At 69.7% G+C, this 19,422-nt stretch carries 17 protein-coding genes; 10 read left to right on the top strand and 7 right to left on the bottom strand.

The window, feature by feature from the left end:
• Nucleotides 1–209 precede the first annotated feature (209 nt).
• Both EV193_RS33455 and EV193_RS22025 read left to right on the top strand, forming a co-directional pair.
• Entirely contained in the window at nt 210–377 is a 168-nt protein-coding gene (locus EV193_RS33455; RefSeq protein WP_165401458.1) for a hypothetical protein, read from the top strand.
• A gap of 9 nt (nt 378–386) precedes the next feature.
• Nucleotides 387–740: an MmcQ/YjbR family DNA-binding protein gene (locus tag EV193_RS22025; protein ID WP_207222739.1), complete on the top strand. Its 354-nt coding sequence runs from the start codon at nt 387–389 to the stop codon at nt 738–740.
• A gap of 7 nt (nt 741–747) precedes the next feature.
• Here the strand turns inward: EV193_RS22025 and EV193_RS22020 are convergent, their stop codons facing one another.
• Nucleotides 748–1,422: a winged helix-turn-helix transcriptional regulator gene (locus EV193_RS22020; RefSeq protein ID WP_130346082.1), complete on the bottom strand. Its 675-nt coding sequence runs from the start codon at nt 1,420–1,422 to the stop codon at nt 748–750.
• A 116-nt stretch (nt 1,423–1,538) separates the two neighbouring features.
• Here EV193_RS22020 and EV193_RS22015 point away from each other — a divergent pair, with 116 nt between their 5' ends.
• Nucleotides 1,539–2,738: an acyl-CoA dehydrogenase family protein gene (locus tag EV193_RS22015; protein ID WP_130346081.1), complete on the top strand. Its 1,200-nt coding sequence runs from the start codon at nt 1,539–1,541 to the stop codon at nt 2,736–2,738.
• Between the two features lie 47 nt (nt 2,739–2,785).
• Nucleotides 2,786–3,349, top strand: a complete 564-nt coding sequence (locus EV193_RS22010; RefSeq protein WP_130346080.1) for an EF-hand domain-containing protein — start codon at nt 2,786–2,788, stop codon at nt 3,347–3,349.
• Here the strand turns inward: EV193_RS22010 and EV193_RS22005 are convergent.
• Nucleotides 3,346–4,044 carry a glycoside hydrolase family 75 protein gene (locus tag EV193_RS22005; RefSeq protein ID WP_130346079.1) on the bottom strand — a complete coding sequence of 233 codons (699 nt, stop codon included), beginning with the start codon at nt 4,042–4,044 and terminating at the stop codon, nt 3,346–3,348. The genes EV193_RS22010 and EV193_RS22005 overlap by 4 nt on opposite strands.
• A 101-nt stretch (nt 4,045–4,145) precedes the next feature.
• On the opposite strand from EV193_RS22005, the gene EV193_RS22000 reads away from it, so the two are divergent.
• Both EV193_RS22000 and EV193_RS21995 read left to right on the top strand, forming a co-directional pair.
• Entirely contained in the window at nt 4,146–4,787 is a 642-nt protein-coding gene (locus EV193_RS22000) for a hypothetical protein (protein ID WP_130346078.1), read from the top strand.
• 17 nt (nt 4,788–4,804) lie between these two features.
• On the top strand, nt 4,805–6,409 hold the full coding sequence (locus EV193_RS21995) for a UDP-N-acetyl glucosamine 2-epimerase (RefSeq protein WP_130346077.1): 1,605 nt from the start codon (nt 4,805–4,807) through the stop codon (nt 6,407–6,409).
• Here the strand turns inward: EV193_RS21995 and EV193_RS21990 are convergent.
• Nucleotides 6,396–8,381: an NB-ARC domain-containing protein gene (locus EV193_RS21990; protein ID WP_130346076.1), complete on the bottom strand. Its 1,986-nt coding sequence runs from the start codon at nt 8,379–8,381 to the stop codon at nt 6,396–6,398. The two genes, EV193_RS21995 and EV193_RS21990, sit on opposite strands and share 14 nt — an antisense overlap.
• 76 nt (nt 8,382–8,457) lie before the next feature.
• On the opposite strand from EV193_RS21990, the gene EV193_RS21985 reads away from it, so the two are divergent.
• On the top strand, nt 8,458–9,399 hold the full coding sequence (locus EV193_RS21985; protein WP_130346075.1) for a DNA polymerase domain-containing protein: 942 nt from the start codon (nt 8,458–8,460) through the stop codon (nt 9,397–9,399).
• 355 nt (nt 9,400–9,754) lie between these two features.
• Here the strand turns inward: EV193_RS21985 and EV193_RS21980 are convergent, their stop codons facing one another.
• A complete protein-coding gene (locus EV193_RS21980; RefSeq protein WP_130346074.1) occupies nt 9,755–10,357 on the bottom strand; it encodes a GNAT family N-acetyltransferase in 603 nt (200 codons plus the stop codon).
• 89 nt (nt 10,358–10,446) lie between these two features.
• On the opposite strand from EV193_RS21980, the gene EV193_RS21975 reads away from it, so the two are divergent.
• On the top strand, nt 10,447–10,992 hold the full coding sequence (locus EV193_RS21975) for an SMI1/KNR4 family protein (protein WP_130346073.1): 546 nt from the start codon (nt 10,447–10,449) through the stop codon (nt 10,990–10,992).
• On the opposite strand, the gene EV193_RS21970 is transcribed toward EV193_RS21975, so the two are convergent.
• Complete coding sequence (locus tag EV193_RS21970) at nt 10,944–12,440, bottom strand: flavin-containing monooxygenase (protein WP_130346072.1); 1,497 nt, start codon at nt 12,438–12,440, stop codon at nt 10,944–10,946. The genes EV193_RS21975 and EV193_RS21970 overlap by 49 nt on opposite strands.
• Nucleotides 12,441–12,513: 73 nt before the next feature.
• Between EV193_RS21970 and EV193_RS21965 the strand changes: the two genes are divergently transcribed.
• Nucleotides 12,514–14,046, top strand: coding sequence for a fatty acyl-CoA synthetase (locus EV193_RS21965; RefSeq protein WP_130346071.1), 1,533 nt, complete (start codon nt 12,514–12,516; stop codon nt 14,044–14,046).
• Nucleotides 14,047–14,302: 256 nt separating this feature from the next.
• On the opposite strand, the gene EV193_RS21960 is transcribed toward EV193_RS21965, so the two are convergent.
• Complete coding sequence (locus tag EV193_RS21960) at nt 14,303–17,023, bottom strand: ATP-binding protein (protein WP_165401457.1); 2,721 nt, start codon at nt 17,021–17,023, stop codon at nt 14,303–14,305.
• 56 nt (nt 17,024–17,079) lie between these two features.
• Nucleotides 17,080–17,454 (bottom strand): PH domain-containing protein, encoded by a 375-nt coding sequence (locus tag EV193_RS21955; protein WP_130346069.1) that lies wholly within the window; start codon nt 17,452–17,454, stop codon nt 17,080–17,082.
• Nucleotides 17,455–17,615: 161 nt separating this feature from the next.
• On the opposite strand from EV193_RS21955, the gene EV193_RS21950 reads away from it, so the two are divergent.
• A complete protein-coding gene (locus EV193_RS21950; protein WP_130346068.1) occupies nt 17,616–19,406 on the top strand; it encodes an FG-GAP-like repeat-containing protein in 1,791 nt (596 codons plus the stop codon).
• Nucleotides 19,407–19,422: the final 16 nt, after the last annotated feature.

Raw genomic sequence — 19,422 nt, 5'->3', positions numbered from 1 at the left:
TCTTGTCAGTCAACCGGACCGCGCCACCAGAGCTAGAACCAGACACCCCAGAATGATACTAACCAGACCACCCATACCAGTCAATTTAACGCGGCGTGTTCAACATTCCATGGAACCAACAAAGCTTAACTTAGTGGTATTGACCAGAATGGACAGACGCACACCACATCATCCACTGGATCGACGGTGGAATAACCTCGGCAGAACTCATGACCTTGCTCTGCCGATACCACCACACGATCATCCACCAACAAGACTGGGAAATCATCATGCAAGACGGGATCCCCTACTACATCCCGCCCGCATGGATCGATCCGCAGCGCAAACCCATCCGCAACACCATGCACGTGGCTGGGAGTGTCGGCACTGCCTCGTAGACTCGGGGCGTGCTGGCGCAGGACATTCACGCCGAGGTGCTCGAGTTCGCGCTTCGGTTCCCAGAGGCGTACGGGGAGCCGGGGTGGGGCGGCACGATCGTCAAGGTGCGCAAGAAGATGTTCGTGTACCTCAACGCGGACGACGGGGACGATCCGGTCGCTTACAACGTGAAGCTGGCCGATCCGGACGCGCACGCCCACGCGTTGTCGCTGCCCAGGGCGGCGCGGATGGGCGCTTTGGGGCAGTACGGCTGGGTGTATGTGCCGTTCGGCGCGCATACGCCGGTGGATCTGCTGTGCGAGTGGGTCGAGGACTCCTACCGGGCGATCGCGCCGAAGAAGCTGGTCGCCGAGTTGGGGTGAGCCGTCGTCAGGAGTAGGCGCCGGACGCGCGGGCGGCACGCACGGTGGGCGCCACCGGGCTCAGTCGCAGCCAGGCCGGCAGCCCGCGCACGATCCAGCGCGCCCCGGTCAGGCTGATCGAGCCAGCCCGCACGGCGTCGAGCAACTCGATCTCGCCCTCCCACATCCGGAACAGCGTGGCGATGTCCGACCGCAGCACCGCGTCGATCTCGAACCCTGGATCCGTATAACAAACCGACACGTCCTGGGGTTCCAGCACCAGCCAGTACACCCTGCGCCGGTCGGACACCTCCACCTGGATCACCGCGCGCTTGACCACATCGGTCGTGTCCACCCGCCCGTGCAGCCACCACATCAGCACCTCGGGATCCAGCTCCTCGGCGCGCGGGTTTCCGAAAGCGTGCCGCGCGCCCCAGTCGGCGAGGCCGAACACCAGTGGGCGCAGGTCCTCCCCCGGTGGGGTCAGGAGGTAACCGTCGGCGGCGTGCACCACGAGGCCGGCGTGCTGCAACTGCCGCAGCCGCCGCGACAACAATGCACGGGACAGGCCCGGCAGGCCGCGCGCGATCTCGTTGAACCGGCGCGCGCCGTTGAGCATGTCCCGCACGATCAACAGCGTCCACCGGTCACCGAGCATCTCGACCGCACGCACGATCGGGCAGTACTGCGCGTATGTCCGCATGTAGACAAGTCGCGCAGAGTGACGTCCGTCGTTACGCGGGCGGTTCAGTCGCTGTACTACCCCGGGGCATTCGCGGTTCCTAGCGTCAGGTCAACTCCGAATCGAGAGGCAGACCCATGACCATCACCGAACCCGTGCGAGCCGGCTCGGGCACCCACCCCGCTCCGCTGCGTGAGGACGACCTGCGCTTCGTCGGACTGGCCACCACGATCGGCACTGTCGCCGCCGAACACGCCGACGAGCACGACCGCGACGCCACCTTCGTCACCGAGGCCTACGCCGCCATGCGCGAGCACGGCTACCTCCGCCTCGCCGTCCCTACCGAAATGGGCGGCCTCGGCGCCACGATCCGCCAGGTCTGCTACGCGCAGGCCGAACTCGCCCGGCACGACGGCGCCACCGGCCTGTCCGTCGCCATGCACCAGTACCTCACGCTCGTGCAGTGCTTCCGCCATCGCAACGGTGCGCCGGACGCGGAGGCGGTGCTTCGCAAAATTGCGAATGACGGCATCGTGATCGCAACGAGTGGCGGATCGGACTGGCTGTGGCCCACCACGATCGCAACGCCGGACGGCACGGGCTACCGGATCAGCGGCCGCAAAGCCTTCTGCAGCCAGTCACCCGCCGCCACCGTCGTCTCGACCTCGGCCGTGCTCGGCGAACCCGGCGACGACGCCGAGGTGTTGCACTTCAGCGTCCCGCTGGCCGCGAGCGGCGTGCGCATCGTGGAAACCTGGGACACGCTCGGCATGCGCGGCACGGCGAGCCACGACGTCGTACTCGAGGACGTCTACGTCCCGGCCGACAAGATCGCCGGCCGCCGCCCGTACGGCGAGTTCGGCGCACCGCTGGCCGCCGCGGCGATCCACTTCGCACCCGTCGTCGCCGCGACCTACTACGGCATCGCGGCCGGCGCGCGGGACACCGCTGTCGCCGGCGCGTCGACGGGCAGCCGCGGCCCCGCCCCACTGTCCGCGTCGGCCAGGGTGCACCGCCAGGTCGGCCTCATGGACGCCGACCTGCGCACCGCGTGGTGGGCGTTGCTCGGCGCGCTGGACGAGATCGGCGACGGCTACACCGCCAGCCCCGCGACGCTCAACACCGTGATGATCGCCAAGCGGCACGCGGTCAACACCGCGATCACCGTGGTGGACTCCGCGATGGCCGTCCTCGGCGGCCGGGGCTACTTCCGCCGCGCCCGGCTGGAGCGCGCCTACCGCGACGTGCGAGCCGGCGCGTTCCACCCGTTCACCCCGGACGCGACGCTGTACTACGCCGGCAAACTGGCCTTCGGCGATCCGGGGGTAACCGAGTAACGCGATCAGCGGTAGGCGCGGCGCCGCCGGTCGACAAGGCTGGAGCCATGGAGATCTCCCCGTTCCTCGAACGGAAGCTGGCCAGACGGTTCCGCACCTTCGACTTCGACGATGACGGCGACATCGACCGCGCCGACTTCGAACGCTCCGCCGCCGCCGTCGCCGACGAGTTCGACCACCCACCGGACTCGGCGGCACGGCTGCGGCTGCTGGAGCTGAGCCTCGCCCTGTGGGACCACCTGGCCCGCTCGGCCGACGCGGACGCCGACGGCGCGATCACCGTCGAGGAGTACAAGCACGCCTTCGCCGGCGGGCTGCTCGTCACCGAGGACTCGTTCGACCAGGGCTACCGCCCGTTCCTCGACGCGCTGATGGACGTCTGTGACACCGACGGCGACGGCAGGCTGGACGCCGAGGAGCATGTGCGGTGGACCGGCGCGCTGATGAACCTGCCCGAGGACGACGCGCGCGAGATCCACCGCAGGCTCGACGAGGACGGCGACGGCTTCGTCACCACTGAGGACCTGCTCACGGCGATCCACGACTTCTACTTCGACGAGGATCCCGAGGGCACCGGCTCCTGGTTGCTCGGTCCGCTGGACGACGACTAGCGCTTTCCGTTGTCCTGCACGAACTTGGTGGCCAGCTCGGCGCCGACGGCCTTCGCCTTCTCCTGGTCCTCGATCGGCGAGACGCCCGAGTTCTTGAAGCAGATGTAGGTGACGCCCTTGTCCGTGCCGCCGGTGGACGGGTCGGGGTCGATGCCGAGCGCGGCCGCCGCAGCGTAGGACGCCTCGCCGATGATCTCCTTCGGCCCGATGTCGCCGACCACGCCGTAGAGCACCTTGTCGCCGTACACGATCACGCACGAGCCGGAACCCTTCAGCCCGGACGCCGCGTAGTCCCAGATGTCGCTCTTGCCGGGCAGCACGACGAACGGAAGCGTGTCGGCGACCAGCGGCTTGCCGTCGGACTGGTGGAACGCGGTGTCCGGATAGAACGACGGATCGGTGTTCTCGTTGCACTTGTCGGTGCGCTGCCCGTCGCAGTCGATGTCCATGTCGGAGTGCCAGAACACCGCGCCGTTCGCGTCGCACACGTCGATCGTGGCGCTGGAGTCGGCGTCGGTTCGGTACTTCCCGTTCGAGATCGGCTTGCAGTTCTGGGTCTTCGCCAGCAGCTCCGCCGCCGTGGGTCCGTCGGCCGCACGTGCCGGCTGGGCTGGCGCCGGCTGGGCCACGGCGTGCGCGGTCGGCACGATCGCCGCCACCAGCGCCACCGCCCCGGCAAGAATTCCTACCCGCATGTCGCCTCCACTGGTCAATCGCCAACGAGTCGCCACACACCATGGCGCATCGGGCGCGGGTACCGGAACCCCCGGGAGCACGTCACTATGTTCTACAGACCATGAACACGACGCCGTGGTGGGGAGCTGGCCTGTTCACGCTGGCCGGCACGTTGGTCGGCGCGCTCGCCACCCTGAGCCTCGGCCTGCTCAACCGCAGATCGGAGCGCCGGCGACTGTCGCGCGACGACAAGGCCGCCACGTACCCGGCGCTCGTCGGCGCGGCCACCCGGCTCGGCAACCTGCCCGTGTGGCCCGACCAGGACGATCCGCACACGCTGCACCGCGAGGTCGACGATCTCGCCCAGAAGGTCGCGTTCCTCGGACCCCGCAAGGTCGCCGCCACCGTCGGCCCGCTGCTCACCACGGCGCGCACACTGGCCGACACCATCGTGCGGATCAGAACCGACAGCCGGCCCGGCCACGGCGACAAGATCGACCGGCGGCTCGCGCCCGAGCACCGCGCCGCGGTCGAGGAACTGGCCCGAGCCGTCGAGCGTTTCGCCGCCGCGGGCCGCGCTGACCTGGAAATTCGTGGCGATTACGCACACTTGATCAACATGACCGAGAGTTCGCGGCGTGAGATAATTGATCAGAGGAGCCGGGAGCCGGGAGCCGGGAGCCGGGAGCCGGGAGCCGGGAGCCGGGAGCCGGGAGCCGGGAGCCGGGAGCCGGGAGCCGGGAGCCGGGAGCCGGGTAGCTAGCGCGCTGCGGCCGTGCCATGCCTGAACGGCGTGGCAGCCGTCCGGACGAGTGGAGCACCTTTCCCGACAGCCGCACGATCGTCCTCGCGTGCCGCACCCTGACGTCGACGATCAGACTGCTCGAAACACACGATCTCCTTCGCGGCGACCCACGGCTGCGTTTCGTTTTCGCTCTCTACCCGGACGGAACGCGATTCGACGCCGGCGCCGAGCGACTACTCCGGCAGTCGGGCGTGGACACCGTGCTGCCGTGGTCGGAGGTCGGCGAGATCGACGCCGACCTGACGCTCGCGGCCAGCGAGAACGTCGACACCACAACGGGAACCGGCCCGATCCTGGTACTCCCGCATGGAGTCGGCTTCAACAAGTACGTACCGACCGAGGACGGCGCGCGCCGCCTCGCCGGCCTGCCCGCCGAGGAAGCTCTGCGCACCGGGCGCGTGCGCGTCGTGCTCGCGCACCCGGAGCAAGAGGCCCAACTCCGCGCGGCCAGCTCCGCGATCGCCGGGCATACCGTGGTGACCGGCGATCCGACGCTCGACCGGCTCGCGCTGAGCATGCCGCTGCGTGACCGGTACCGCCGTCTGTTGTGTGCGGGGGAACGGCGAGTCATCCTGGTCAGCTCCACCTGGGGCCGGGAATCGGCGATCGGCACCCTGCGGACGCTGCCCACCCGACTACTCGCCGAGTTGCCGGCCGACGATCACCTCGTGTGCTTTGCCCTGCACCCCAACGTGTGGTCCCGCTACGGCCCGCGCGCCGTGCGGGTCATGTTCGCCGACGCGGTGGACGCCGGACTCGTGCTGTTGCCACCCGAGTCGGGCTGGCACGCCGCGATGATCGCCGCGGATCTGGTGATCGCCGACCACGGCTCGCTCAGCATGTACGCGGCGGCCCTGGGCAAACCGCTACTGCTGACCGGCTCCGCCGAGGAGACCGTGCCGGGAACGCCGGTCGCCGAGCTCGCCGGCCGGGCCGGCAGGCTGGTCGACGACGGCACCGTGCCGGCTCAGGTCGACACGGCGCTTTCCTTGCCGCACAACGACTTGCACCGGATCACCGATCGCGTGTTCGATCACCGGGGAGTCACCGTCCAGCGACTGCGGGACGAGATCTACCGCCTGCTCGGCCTCGTCCCGCCCGATGGCGAGCCGGTGGTGCCGCGCGTGCCGGACGCAGTCGGTGAACTCGGCGGGCCGCACTCCTACCGGGTGTTCGTCCGCGAGGAAGGGGCGCTCGTCGTACTCACCCGCTACCCCGCCGCCGCGCGCCGAGCCGACGGTGCGGGCCATCTCGTGGTCACCGAGGAGGAGACGAACCTGCGCCTGTTCGAACGAGCCGCCGTGCTGTGCCGGCCGCACCGGACCGACGGCGAGCGCGCCGACGCCTGGGCACGCGAGGCACTGAGCGCCTACCCGGGCGCGCGGGTGGCGGTAGCCGGAATCGACGGCGGCTGTGTGGCCCACGCACGCGACGGGCAGGCGATGACGATCACGGGCACGGCCGACGTCACCGTGCTCGGCTCCGTCGCGTACCACCGCATCGGGTCGGCGGCCTGCCCGGACGAGCTGACAGTTTCCGTTGGGGCGCAACGGATCCCCGTCGAGGTCAGAGTTCGCTGAGTTCGATCAGGCGACGCTCGACCTGATCGGCCCGCGCACTGCCAAGCCCGTGATAGCGATCCCTCGCCGAGCGCAGGTACTCCCGCGCCAGCACCCGATCACCCGCACGGACCGCGATCTCCGCCAACCGCTCGTACGCCTGCGCCTGATGGAACGGCCTCTCGACGAGCACCGATATCGCCTCCTCGAGCAAGCTCCGCGCTCGCGTCTCGTCACCGAGTGAAACATGCACCTCGGCGAGACTGATCAACGCGCGACCGAGCATCCGAGGCTCGTTCTGCGCGCGGATCGGATCAAGCGCGCGTTCGAACGTGTCGCGCGCCGTGTCCAGCGAACCCGCACGCTGCCGCGCGCAGCCGAGGAAGTACGTGGTGAACGCGACACCGCGCGCGTCACCTTCGCCACCGAACACCTCGATGGCCCGATCGAACGCCGCCGCTGCGGCGTCGTGATCACCGGCGGCGGTGTGCCAGCGACCGTCCATCTCGTGGATCGACGCGAGCAGGCGCGCGTCGTTTCCGTTACGTGTCAAGGAAAACGCGGCGTCCAGCTCGGCGCGCGCCCGAGGCAGCTCGCCCAGCTCGGTCAGCGGGCGGGACATGAAGCTGCGCAACCGCGCCTCGGCGTCCGGCCGCTCGGCGACCGACGCCGCCCTCGCGCCGATCTCGCTGGTGTCGATCCAGTCGACCAGGTAGCGGTTGGTCACGTAGAGGGCGGTGGCCGCCTCCGCGAGCTGCCACGCCGCGTTGGGCCAGCCCTGCTCCGGGCACGCGCGGATGGCTGCCGCGAGGTTGCCACGCTCCGCCTCCAGCCACCGCAGCGCGACGTCGCGCCCGTCATCGCCGTCGAACGGATCGCCCTCGCCGGTCGGAAGCCGATCATGGGACGTGCACCGGTAGCGGCCCTTCCCGAGCACCGCCCGGTCGGCCAGCGCCGCGGTCTGACAGAGATGGTCCACGACTCGGAACACCGCGTCGGCGCGTTCGACGTCGGGTTCGTCGGACAGCGCGGACTCCTTGGCATGCCGGCGAACCAGCGAGTGCATCCGGTACCGGCCGCCCATGTCGTCCTGCACGAGACCCGCCACGACAAGCTCGTCGAGCACCTTCGCCCCGTCGGTGTCCGTGATCTGGGCCGCGATCTCCGCGGACACGTCGACGCACGGGACCACACCGAGAAGGCGGTACATCCGCGCCGCCGGCTCGGAGAGCTGCCGGTACGCCACCGTGAACGGCGCCGTCACGTCATGACCGCGACCGGTGAACGGCGCGAGACCTCGGCGCTCGTCGGCCACTTCGGTGACCAGCTCCCCGATCGTGAGGCTTCGCCGGGCGATCAGCCGCGCCGCCATGAGGCGCACGGCCACCGGCAGGCCGCCGCATTCGCGCACCAGCCGCACGGCGGCGTCCGGCTCGGCGTCGACCCGCTCGTCGCTCAGCTCGCGCAGCAGCCGCACGGCATCCGACTCGTCCAGCGGCTGGACGTCGATCACCTCGGCGCCGTCCAGCCGAAGCTCGCCGAGCTGCCCGGTACTGGTCACCAACACGACGCTGCCCGGCGCGCTCGGCACCAGCGGCGTCACCTGCGCGGGGTCGGTCACATCGTCCAGCACGACGAGTGTCGGCCGTCCGGCGGTGCGCGTGCGGTACAACCCGGTTCGCTCCGCGAGTGACGCGGGGATCGCGTCGTTGTGCACCCCGAGCGCGCGCAGGCTGGCGGCGAGCGCGTCGGCGACCGAGACGATGTCGCCGTCGCCGTACCGCACGAACAACTCGCCGCCGGACCACTGCCGCCCCTCGACCGCCTTGTGCGCCAACGAGGTCTTGCCGGTACCGGGCAGCCCGGCGAGGACGATCGTCGATGTCTGATTGCGCGCGCCGTCCAGAAGATGATCGACCCGCGTCAGTTCGGATTCGCGGTTCACGAACACGCGTGGGCCCGGCGGCACCTGGCGAGGCACCTCACCAGTCATCGAACCCCCTGCTCCCGGGCCGCATCGTGATCACGACAGTACGCTATGCGACCTTGTTGTGTGAGAAGGTGATCCGGTGAGCGACGAGGAGCGCGACGGGGTCAAGCTGACCAACCTCGACCAGCCGTTATTCGACGGCGCGGACGCGACCAAGCGCGACCTCGTCGACTACCTGGACGCGATGTCCGAGCGGATCATCCCGGGCCTCGCCGGCCGCCCGCTCTCGGTACTCAGGGTGCGCCCCGGCCAGGAACCGTTCATGCAGAAGAACGTGCCGAAGTACACCCCGGACTGGATCCGCACGGTGTCGCTGTGGGCCGAGACGTCGCGCCGGCAGGTGTCCTACGCGCTGTGCGACGACCGCAGGACGCTGCTGTGGTTCGGCAATCAGCGCGCGGTCGAGTACCACCCGCCGCTGCTGGCCGGCGAGCACCCGACGCACCTCGTGCTGGACCTCGACCCGCCCGAGGCGGACGCGTTCGGACACGTCGTCGCGGCGGCCAAGCTGGTGCGCGAGGCGCTGGCGAACCTGGGCCTCGCCGGAGCCGTGAAGACCAGTGGCGCCAAGGGCTTGCACATCTTCGTGCCGCTGCGCGAACACGGTATCGAGGACGTCGCCGCGGCGACCCGCGCGCTCGCGGTGCACGCCGAGAAGCTCGATCCGGCGATCGCCACCACGGCGTACATCCGCGAGGATCGTGGCGGCAAGGTGTTCCTGGACTCCACGCGCGCGGGCGGTGCCACCGTGGTCGCGGCGTACAGCCCGAGAGTGCGCCCCGGCACGCCGGTGTCGTTCCCGCTGAGCTGGGACGCGCTGGACGACGTCACGCCGCGCGACTTCACCGTGAAGACCGCGCCCGCGCTGCTCGGTGACTCCGACCCGTGGGCCGACGCGATGCCCGAGCCACAGGAGCTGCCGGCCGACCTGATCGCCGAGGGCCACACGATCCCGGTGGCCAGAGTGGCCGCCATGCACGAGGGCAAGCGCCGCAAGCGAGAGCAGCGCTCAGAGAGCTAGCACTACGGGATCGAGCCCGCTGAATACCATTCGCGTTAGCCTGGTCGCATCAGGCGATGGAGACAGGTCGTCCGAGCCATGAAAGTGACCGTGCCGCCATCCCATGCCTTACGTGTACCACCCTCATATTCTCCGCCCGGTGTCGATCATGCCTGACCTGGGCTTTCTCCGTGGCCGGGGGACTTTAGCGGGCTAAAGTACGCAGACGGCACCCAAGCGTTTGTCAAGCTTTGGGCGGCACGAACATTCGTCGGCCGCCCCGCCGCGGGCCTACCTCAGGAACGAGCTCGCTGAACCCCGCGGACACAAGCGGGATTAAGCCCGCTGAATACCATTCGCGTTCAGCCCGTCGTAGCTAGCGGGGGTCGCGCCACATCGGCCACAGTTGTGGGCCGTCGGTGAACCGGAACTGCTTGGTGATCCGAAACCCGTGCCGCTCGTAGAACGGCACGTTGCGCTCGTTGGACGACTCCAGGTACGCCGGCACACCTTCGCGGTCGCAGCGCTCCAGTACCGGGGTGATCACCACCGAGCCGAACCCCTTGCCCTGGTGATCAGGGTCGGTGCCGAGCACCTGCAGGTACCAGTGCGGCTCCTTCGGATGCGCTCGCTCCATCTCGGACAGTGCCTTCAACCCCACGGTGATCCGCCGGCCGAACAACTTGACGGCCGGAATCAGGTTGCGCGCAAGGGAGAACAGCGAGTCGTTGCGCACGCCCGGCGGCAGCCACAGCGCCGAGGAGCCGTTGCCGGTCACCGTCCACGCTCCGCCCGCCCGCATGCTGTCGGCCGCCTGCGCGGCGAACATCCCGGGCGCCAGCTCGGTGAACCGGGGCGTGCGCGGCCCCGTGATCCACGTCATCACCGGATCGTCGGCGAACGCCCGCGCCAGCGTCACCGCCGCCGGTCCCCGATCCGCCGCCGTCATCGGCTGTGCCACCGCCGTCACCGAAGACATCCACGCCTCCCGAAAGTTCGCCCGTCATCCCCTGTTCGTTCTACCCCCAAACGGCGCGCGGCGTCGGGTGACACCAATAGGGTCACACCATGACCTCGTGGCCCGACCTGATCGCCGACATGATCCGCCTCCGCAAACGCGTGGCCGAGCTCGAGGAGTACTACCCGGTGACCGTCCCGCACCCGCCGGCCACCGAGGCGCAGATCGCCGAGGCCGAGAGTCGCCTCGGCCACGCGCTCGATCCGCAGCACCGCGAACTGTTGCTGCTGGGCAACGGGTGGCCCGACTTCTGGTTCGACTCCGTCCTACTCAGCACCGATCAGCTCGGCGCCAGCCCGGAGTGGGACGCGATCGACGAGGGTTTCGACGCGTTCTACTCGTCGCTGCCGGACAAGCCCGCGGTCAACTTCGTGCCGCCGCGCGAGGAGCTGTACCCGATCACCTTCGACCCCGGTAGCTCGAGCGTGTTCGCGATCTGGATCAAGGGCCCGGTGACCGACGGCGGGCACCCGGTGATCTGGATGCCGTGGCAGGACTCCGAACCGCTGGCCAACCTCGTCGAGTTCTTCCGCGACACCGCGGGCGACTACGAGCGCGAGCTGGCCGAGTTGATCGAGGAGAAGTCCGAGGAGTAGGCGCGCCGAAACCGCACGGTGCCGTCGTCCACCGGCCCCCGGCGCATGGCGAACACGTCACGAAGGTAGTTCTGGCGCACCCTCCACGGCACCCGTTCACCCTGTTTGGGGAACTCGTCCATGGATCGCCGCACGTAGCCGGACGCCAGGTCGAGCAGCGGCAGCTCGGCCATCCCCGGCTCGCGGTCGGCCACGCACACCTCGGCGCCGGCCGCGTCCATGTGCGCCAGCAGCTGGCAGAAGTACTCGCACACCAGGTCGGCCCTGAGCGTCCACGAGGCGTTGGTGTACCCGACGACGTAGCCGAAGTTCGGCACACCGGAGAGCATCATTCCCTTGTACGCCAACGTTTCCGGCAGCTTCACCGCGCGCCCGTCCACGGTCAGGTCGATCCCGCCGAAGGCCAGCAGGTTCAACCCGGTCGCGGTGACGATCACGTCCGCGTCCAGCTCGCGGCCGGAGGCGAGCCGGATGCCGGACGGTGTGAAGGTGTCGATCGTGTCGGTGACCACCGAGACGTCGCCGTGGCGGATCGCCTTGAACAGGTCGCCGTCCGGGACCAGGCACAGCCGCTGGTCCCACGGGTCGTAACTGGGCGTGAAGTGCCTGTCGATGTCGTAGCCGCGCGGCAGCAGGCGCTCGGCTCCCTTGCGCAGCAAGGCTTTCACCAGGCCGGGGCGGCGCCGGCTGAGCTGGTAGAGGCCGACCTGCGCGAGCACGTTCTTCCACCGCGTGATCGCGTAGACCGCCTTGTCCGGCAGCACCTTGCCGAGCGCCGCGGCGATCGGGTCGCGGCCCGGCAGTGCGGTGATGTAGCTGGGCGAGCGCTGCAGCATGGTCACGTGCTCGGCGTCGGTGGCCATGGCCGGCACCAGCGTCACGGCGGTGGCGCCACTGCCGATGATCACCACGCGCTTGCCGGTGTAGTCGAGGTCCTCGGGCCAGTGCTGCGGGTGCACGATCTGGCCGGTGAAGTCGTCGATGCCGGCGAACTCCGGCGTGTACCCCTGGTCGTAGCGGTAGTAGCCGCCGCAGGAGAACAGGAACGAGCAGGTCAGCTCCACCGTCTCGCCGGTGTCGGTGCGCTCGACACGCACCGTCCAGCGCGCCTTCTCACCCGACCACTCCGCCGCGATCACCTTGTGGTTGAACCGGATCGCCGAGTCCACGCCGTACTCGCGGGCGGTCTCCCGCACGTAGCTCAGGATCGCCGGCCCCTCGGCGATCGACTTGCCGTCCTGCCACGGCTTGAACCGGTAGCCGAGGGTGAACATGTCCGAGTCGGACCGCACGCCGGGATAGCGGAACAGGTCCCAGGTGCCGCCGATCGCGTCCCGCGCCTCCAGGATCGCGAACGTCTTGTGCGGCAACGACTTCCGCAGGTGACACGCGGCTCCGACGCCGGAAAGGCCCGCTCCGACGATCAGCACGTCGACATCTGTGTCCATGCTTCCTCCCGGCCCGATCAATGCAACACTCGCATCCGGAACCGCCCGATGTCGAGCCCGTCAAGGAGTCGCCATGGCCGTCCCGAGGTACCCGAGCACCGTCGGCGGCGTGCTCACCAGGAGCGCCCGCCGGGTACCGGACCGGCTCGCGCTGGTGTTCGCCGACCGCCGCTGGACCTACGCCGAGTTGGACACCGCGGCGGGCCGGGTCGCCGCACGGCTGCTCGAACTGGGGCTCGAGCACGGCGACCGGGTGGCCGCGTTCGGCAAGAACTCCGACGCGTACCTGCTGCTGTACCTCGGCTGCGCGCGGGCCGGACTGGTGCACGTGCCGGTCAACTTCAACGCGCGTGGCGAGGAGCTGGCCTATCTGCTCAGCCAGTCCACACCGTCGGCGGTGTTCGTCGACCCGGCGCTGGACGAGTACGTCGAGGCGTCATCGGCGCACCGAGGAACGTTACGGGACAAGGGTTCCGGGCTCGACGTGCTGGCATGGGCGCTGGACGCGGACGGCCAGGTGCACGACGAGGTCGGCGTGACCGACGACGACCTGGTGCAGTTGCTGTACACCTCCGGCACGACTTCGCGGGCCAAGGGCGCGATGCTCACCCATCGCGCGCTGGTGCACGAGTACGCCTCCTGCGTCGCGGCGCTGGACATCACCGCCGAGGACGTGTTGCTGCACGCGCTGCCGCTGTATCACTCCGCGCAGATGCACGTGTTCCTGCTGCCGAGCCTGGCCGTTGGCGCGACCAACTACCTGGTGGAGGCGCCCGATCTGGACGACGTGTTCACCCGCGTCCCGCGCGACGGTGTCACCTCACTGTTCTTTCCGCCGACGGTGTGGGTGGGCGTGGCGAACCACCCGGGGCTGACTTCCGCCGACCTCGGCACCCTGCGCAAGGCGTACTACGGCGCGTCGATCATGCCGGTGCCGGTACTGGAGAAGCTGCGCGAACGGCTGCCCGATGTCGGGTTCTACAACTGCTTCGGCCAGTCGGAGATCGGTCCACTCGCGACGGTGCTGCGGCCCGAGGAGCACGACGAGCGGCCGGATTCGGTGGGCCGTCCGGTGCTGTTCGTGGAGACCCGGGTGGTCGACTCCGCGATGAACGACGTGCCACCGGGCTCGCTGGGTGAGGTGATCTACCGGTCGCCGCAGCTCTGCGCCGGTTACTGGGACAAGCCCGAGGAGACCGAGGAGGCGTTCGCCGGCGGCTGGTTCCATTCCGGCGATCTGGTGCGCGCCGACGAGCAGGGCTACCTGTTCGTGGTGGACCGGATCAAGGACGTGGTGAATACCGGCGGCGTGCTGGTGGCCTCGCGCGAGGTGGAGGACGCGCTGTACGCCCACCCGTCGGTGGCCGAGGTCGCGGTGGTCGGGCTGCCGCACGAGCGGTGGATCGAGGCGATCACCGCCGTGGTCGTGCTGAGCGCGCCGGTCGAGGCGGACGAGCTGATCGCGTTCGCGGCGAAAACCCTTGCGCCGCACAAGGTTCCCAAGGCCGTGCACGTGGTGGACGAGCTGCCGAAGAACGCCTCCGGCAAGCTGCTCAAACGCGATCTGCGACAGCGGTTCGGCGGCAGCGGCTCCGCCGTGCGATGAGTTTCACGGCGCTCGTGGTGGGGACTTTAGCGGGCTAAAGTACGCGCCGAGCGCCGCTCCAGCGGGAGGAATCGGGCAAGTCGGGCACCTGGAGCGCAATAACCCAGCAGAACGTGCGTACCGTTACGGGACTCGGGTGCAGGGCGCGGAACTCGCCGATGCACAGCGCGGAACTCGCGGGTGCAGGGCGCGGAACTCGCGGATGCAGGGCGCGGAACTCGGCGGTGCAGGGCGCGGGACTCGCGGGGTTGGGGTGTCAGGCGAGGAGGTCGTGCACGAGCGGGGCGAGGTGGAGGTCGTGGGCTTGGGCCACGACGGCTTCCGCGTCCGGGCCGAGTGTCGCGCGGGCCTCGGCGGCGGCGTTGTCTCGGTCGGCGATCTCGTCGGGAATGGTGAGCGGCGCGCCCATCCTGGCCCGCTGGCGCTCGGCGACGACGAGCATCCGCAGTGCCGTGGCCGGGCGGGACGCGGCGAGTTCGAGACAGGCGATCGACTCGATCATGTCGAGTTGGCCCTCGATGAGATCCAGCTCGACATAGTGGCGCAGGGCGTCCAGACACAGGGTCCGTGACCGGGCGTGCTCGCCGGCGTGGCGGGCCAGCATGCCGAGACAGCCCAGGGTTCCGGCCAGCCCGCGGCGATCATCGATGACCTGCCAGCGATCAGCGGCGGCGATGAACTTCTTCTCCGCCTCGGCCATGCGGCCCATACAGCGCAGCGCGCCGCCCATCACGTTGAGCGCGGCCGCCTGACCGCGCTGATTCTCCGCGGCGTCGGCGAGAGCACAGGAATCGCGGGCCAGGGTCAGCGCGGCGTCGAAGTCCTTCAACGTCAGCGCCGTGATCGCGAGGCCCAGCAGTGCGGTGGTCCGGCCCACGTGATCGTCGACCAGCTCCGCGGTCCGCAACGCCTGCTCGCCGAGGTCACGCGCCTCGGCGAAGTCGCCGCTGTTGCGGGTTAGCGACGCGGCGGCGCGCAACGCCTTCGCCCGCTCGACGGACGGCGCCGGATCGGCCAGCTCGAGGGAGCGCCGCAGCCACGCCCGCGCGTCGCGCATCAGGCCGCGGCTCCACCAGTACCACCACGTCGGCCCGACGATCTCGAACACCTGGCGCGGTTCGTGCTCAAGGCACCAGTTCAGCCCCACGCGCAGGTTGGTCTCCTCGGCGATCAACTCGCGCAGCGCGCCGCCGTGATCGCTGCCGCCGTAGCCGGCGTCGCGCGCGGCCAGCTCGACGCACCAGGCCGCATGTCGTTGCCGGACAACGGCTTCCTCGCCCGAGGCGTGCAGTTGATCGAGCGCGTAGTCGCACACGGTCTCCAGCAGGCCGAACCGCCGACCGCCCGCTCGCACGTCGACCGACACCAGGCTGCGGTCGGCCAGCTCGGTGAGCAGCGCCGGCACCTCGGACGGCGCGACGCCCTCCCCCGCGGCGACCCGCTCGACCGCTTCCAGTGTCGCGCCGCCACAGAACACCGACAGCCGCCGCAACAGCGCCCGCGCCCGCGCGTCGAGCAGATCGTGGCTCCAGTCCAGCGCCGCGCGCAGGCTGGTGTGCCGGGTACCGGCGTCCCGCGAACCACCGACCAGCAGCGCCAGCCGATGCTCGATACGGCGGGCGAGCTGGGACACCGACAGCGTTCGGGTCAGGCCGGCGGCGAGCTCCACGCCGAGGGGCAGCCGGTCGACCGCGGCGCAGATCGCGTCCACCTCGATGCTGCGCCCGGCACCGCTGTGGCTGCAGAACAACGCGGCCGCCGCGTCGGCGGACAGCGGGTCGACGTTCCGCGACACCTCGCCGGTGATCCGCACCGGACGCTGCGAGGTGACCAACACCGACAGCCGGGAATCGGTGCGGTGCAAGGAAGTCACCAGCCGCGCGACGGCGTCGACGAGATGCTCGGCATTGTCGACCACGAGCATCCCGCCGGCGAGCTTCGCCGCGCACCGCGGCACCGGGTCCGCCGGGCCGGCCTCCACGCCGACCGCGGCGGCCAGCGCCGAGCCGATCGCCTCGCCGGAACGCAGCGGCGCGAGGTCCAGCCAGGCGACCGTGCGTCCGCACGTACGCACGTTCGCGGCCACCGCGCGCGCGAGCCGGGTCTTGCCCACCCCCGGCGCGCCGACGAGGGTGACCACACCGGGCCCGGCCAGCAGGGCCAGAAGCTCGGCCCGCTCGCCGTCCCGACCGACGAACGCACCCGAGGTCCTGGGCAGCGACACGGCGGCCGGCGCGGGCGCGTCGAGGCCCGGATCCTGGCGCAGCAGCCGGACTTCAAGCTCGGAGGTCGCCGAGGACGGGTCGACGCCCAACTCCGCCACGAGCGCCTGACGCACGCGCGCCAGCCGGTCCAGCGCGTCGGCCTGCCGGCCGGCGCGGTAGAGCGCGATCGCGGACAGGCCGGCCAGCCGCTCGTCCAACGGGTGCTCGGCCACCAGCCGCTCCAGCTCGGCGTCGGCCGCGGTCGAGCCGAGCGCCTGCTCGCACTCGATCCAGCGGATCCGCAGTTCCAGCCGCATCGTGTCGATGCGCGCGCCTTCCGCCTCGGCGAACGGGATCCCGCGCAGATCGGTCAACGCGGAGCCGCGCCACTGGGCCAACGCGCGCACCGCGGCGTCACGCGCGGCCTGCCGGTCACCCGCGCGGCCGGCGGCGTGCAGGTCGGCCAGTGCCTGCTCGGCGTTGGTCAGGTCGACCGGGCGAGCGTCGATGGCGTACCCGGCGGGCGTCCGGCGCACCGTCGCGGCGTGGTCGCCGAGGTTGCCGCGCAGCCGGTGGACGAGCGTGCGGAGTCGCTGTGCCGGGTCGGCGACCTCGCCCTCCCACAGGTCCCGCGCCAGCAGGTCATTCGGTACGCCCGCGCCCCTGGCCAGCACCAACCTGATCGCCAGCGCGCGCTCCAACTGGCGCGACAACGTGATGGGCTCGTCTCCATGCCGCAGCCGCGACGGTCCCAGCACGCGTGCTTCGAGCACGTGAACTCCCTCCCCCAAGGATTGCCCGATACATCGCGGAAAGAGGGCGAAACGTTTCAGAGCACGTAGGTGGCGATCATCTGCCCGATCTGGCGGATGTCGGAGCTGCCGCGGAATTCCAGCCGCACCTTGCCGAGGCCGCTGAACCACAGTTCCAGCTCGGCGTCGAGATCGAAGGTGCCAGCGGTTTCGATGGAGAACGCCTGGATCTTGCTATACGGCAGCGAGGTGAAATCCCGCTTGCGGCCGGTCATTCCCTGCACGTTCACCGCGATCAGCCGCTTGTTGGTGAACACGACGAAATCGCGAACACCCTTGAAGCAGGACAGGACCTGCTCGCCGCCGATGAGAATCGGGGCAACGGACTTGCCCACACCGTCCGGATCGGCCGGCGACAGCTTGAACACCGTCGCCTTGTCGAAATCGATCACTGCTCCCCCTACGTCCACGGCGGTCGACCAGGGCGAGCCTAGCCGCCCGTGACACGCGCGTGCCACGCAAATGAGACACGCCCGGTCCAGGGTCGGGCCCGTCAGGGGCAGGAACCCGGAGGAAAGGGGTAGCGGTGTCTTTCAGGCGCAGATTCAGATCATTGACCGCGTTGCTCGGCATTCTCGTGAGCGTGGTCGCCGCGAGCGCGCTCGCCGCACCGGCGCGAGCGGCCGTCAAACCTGCCGAGGTGCCGAATCAGGCAGGTTGCCATTCGGAATCGCGAACGATCGGCAATTACGCGATGTACGGCATGAACGCCACCTCGTGGGGGCCAGGGCGAATGGACGTTCTCGCCACCGGCGACCAGAACATCGGGTTGCTGCATTACTGGTGGGACGGCCGGACCTGGCACGAGGACAGGTTCGGCCCGGCACCCAACAACGGATACGCGACCGCGATCGTGGCACGGTCGCAGAATTGGCTCGACGCGTTCGTCAAAGATCCGACACAGGGTGTTTGGCACAGATGGTGGGACGGCGTGAACTGGTCGGGCTGGGTCATGATCGGCGGTCCGGACGGATCACACATCGAGGCCGCTTCCGACGCACCCGGCCGTATGCGGGTGTTCGCGGCCGGCGCCAACGGCGTGCTGTGGCAGCTGAACTTCGACGGGTCGTCGTGGGGCCAGTGGCAGGCGCTCGGAAACACCGGGCCGGTCGAGGTCGTTTCCTCGGGACCGGGCCGATACGACCTGTTCCGCAGGGCCGCTTTCCCGAGCTATCAACTGGAACACACCTGGGTGGACGGCACGGAGGTCCGCCCGTGGCAGAACGTGGGCGGACCCAAGCTCAACCACCACTACAGATCGATCTCGGCTTCCTCCTGGGGACCCGGCCGCATCGACGTCTTCACCTATACCGACAACCCGAACGGCGGCTCCAGCGGCGAAGGAAGGGGACTGCGCCGCGTTTCCTACGAGAACGGGTGGGGCGCGTGGGAACAGCTCGACAACGAATACGATCCACTAGCCCTGACCACGGTGTCCCGCGGAAAGAACGTGGTCGACGTATTCCGACGGTCGGGCGTCCATGTCGGGCACAGTTCCTGGTCGTGCACGAGCACCGATCCGGCTGAGCGGGCGCAGCGCATCGCCGCCGATTTCGACGGCGACGGCAAATCCGATCACGCGGTGTGGCGCCCGGTCGACGGAAACTGGTGGGTGATCCGCAGCAGCGACGGCGCGCACGTGAGCCAGCGATGGGGACGCAACGGAGACATTCCGGTACCCGGCGATTTCGACGGCGACCGGAAAGCCGACCATGCCGTGTGGCGGCCGTCCGACGGAATGTGGCACGTGCTGCGCAGTAGCGACGGCAGAACGGTCGGCACGCAATGGGGCATAGCCGGTGACGTCCCGGTTTCCGGCGATTTCGACGGCGATCGGGTCGCGGACTTCGCGTTGTGGCGCCCGTCGAACGGCACGTGGTACGTGCTGCGCGGCAGCGACGGGTCGTTCCTCATGGAGGTGTGGTGGGGACAGCCCGGTGACATTCCGGTCGCCGCCGACTACGACAACGACGGCAAGACCGATCTGGCGATCTGGCAGCCGTCCGACGGCACCTGGTACATCGTCAACAGCGGCAACGGCACCAGCTACTCGCGCCAGTGGGGCACCGCCGGTGACCTTCCGGTCCCTGGTGACTTCAACGGTGACCGCCGTGCCGACATCGCCGTGTGGCGCCCGGGTACCGGAACCTGGCACGTGCACGGTGTGGTCGATCGGCAATGGGGAGCGTCAAGCGACTTCCCGGTCGTCGGCGACTTCGACGGGGACCGCAGGTCGGACCTGACGGTGTGGCGTCCGGCCGACGCGATGTGGCACCTGATCCGCAGCGGCGACGGCGGAAGTCAGTCGCGGCGGTGGGGTGCGCTCGGCGACCTGCCGGTCTGAGCCCACGCCTCGTCCC

Source organism: Herbihabitans rhizosphaerae, from assembly GCF_004216555.1.
Taxonomy (GTDB): domain Bacteria; phylum Actinomycetota; class Actinomycetes; order Mycobacteriales; family Pseudonocardiaceae; genus Herbihabitans; species Herbihabitans rhizosphaerae.
This window is presented reverse-complemented; position numbering and strand designations above follow the sequence as displayed.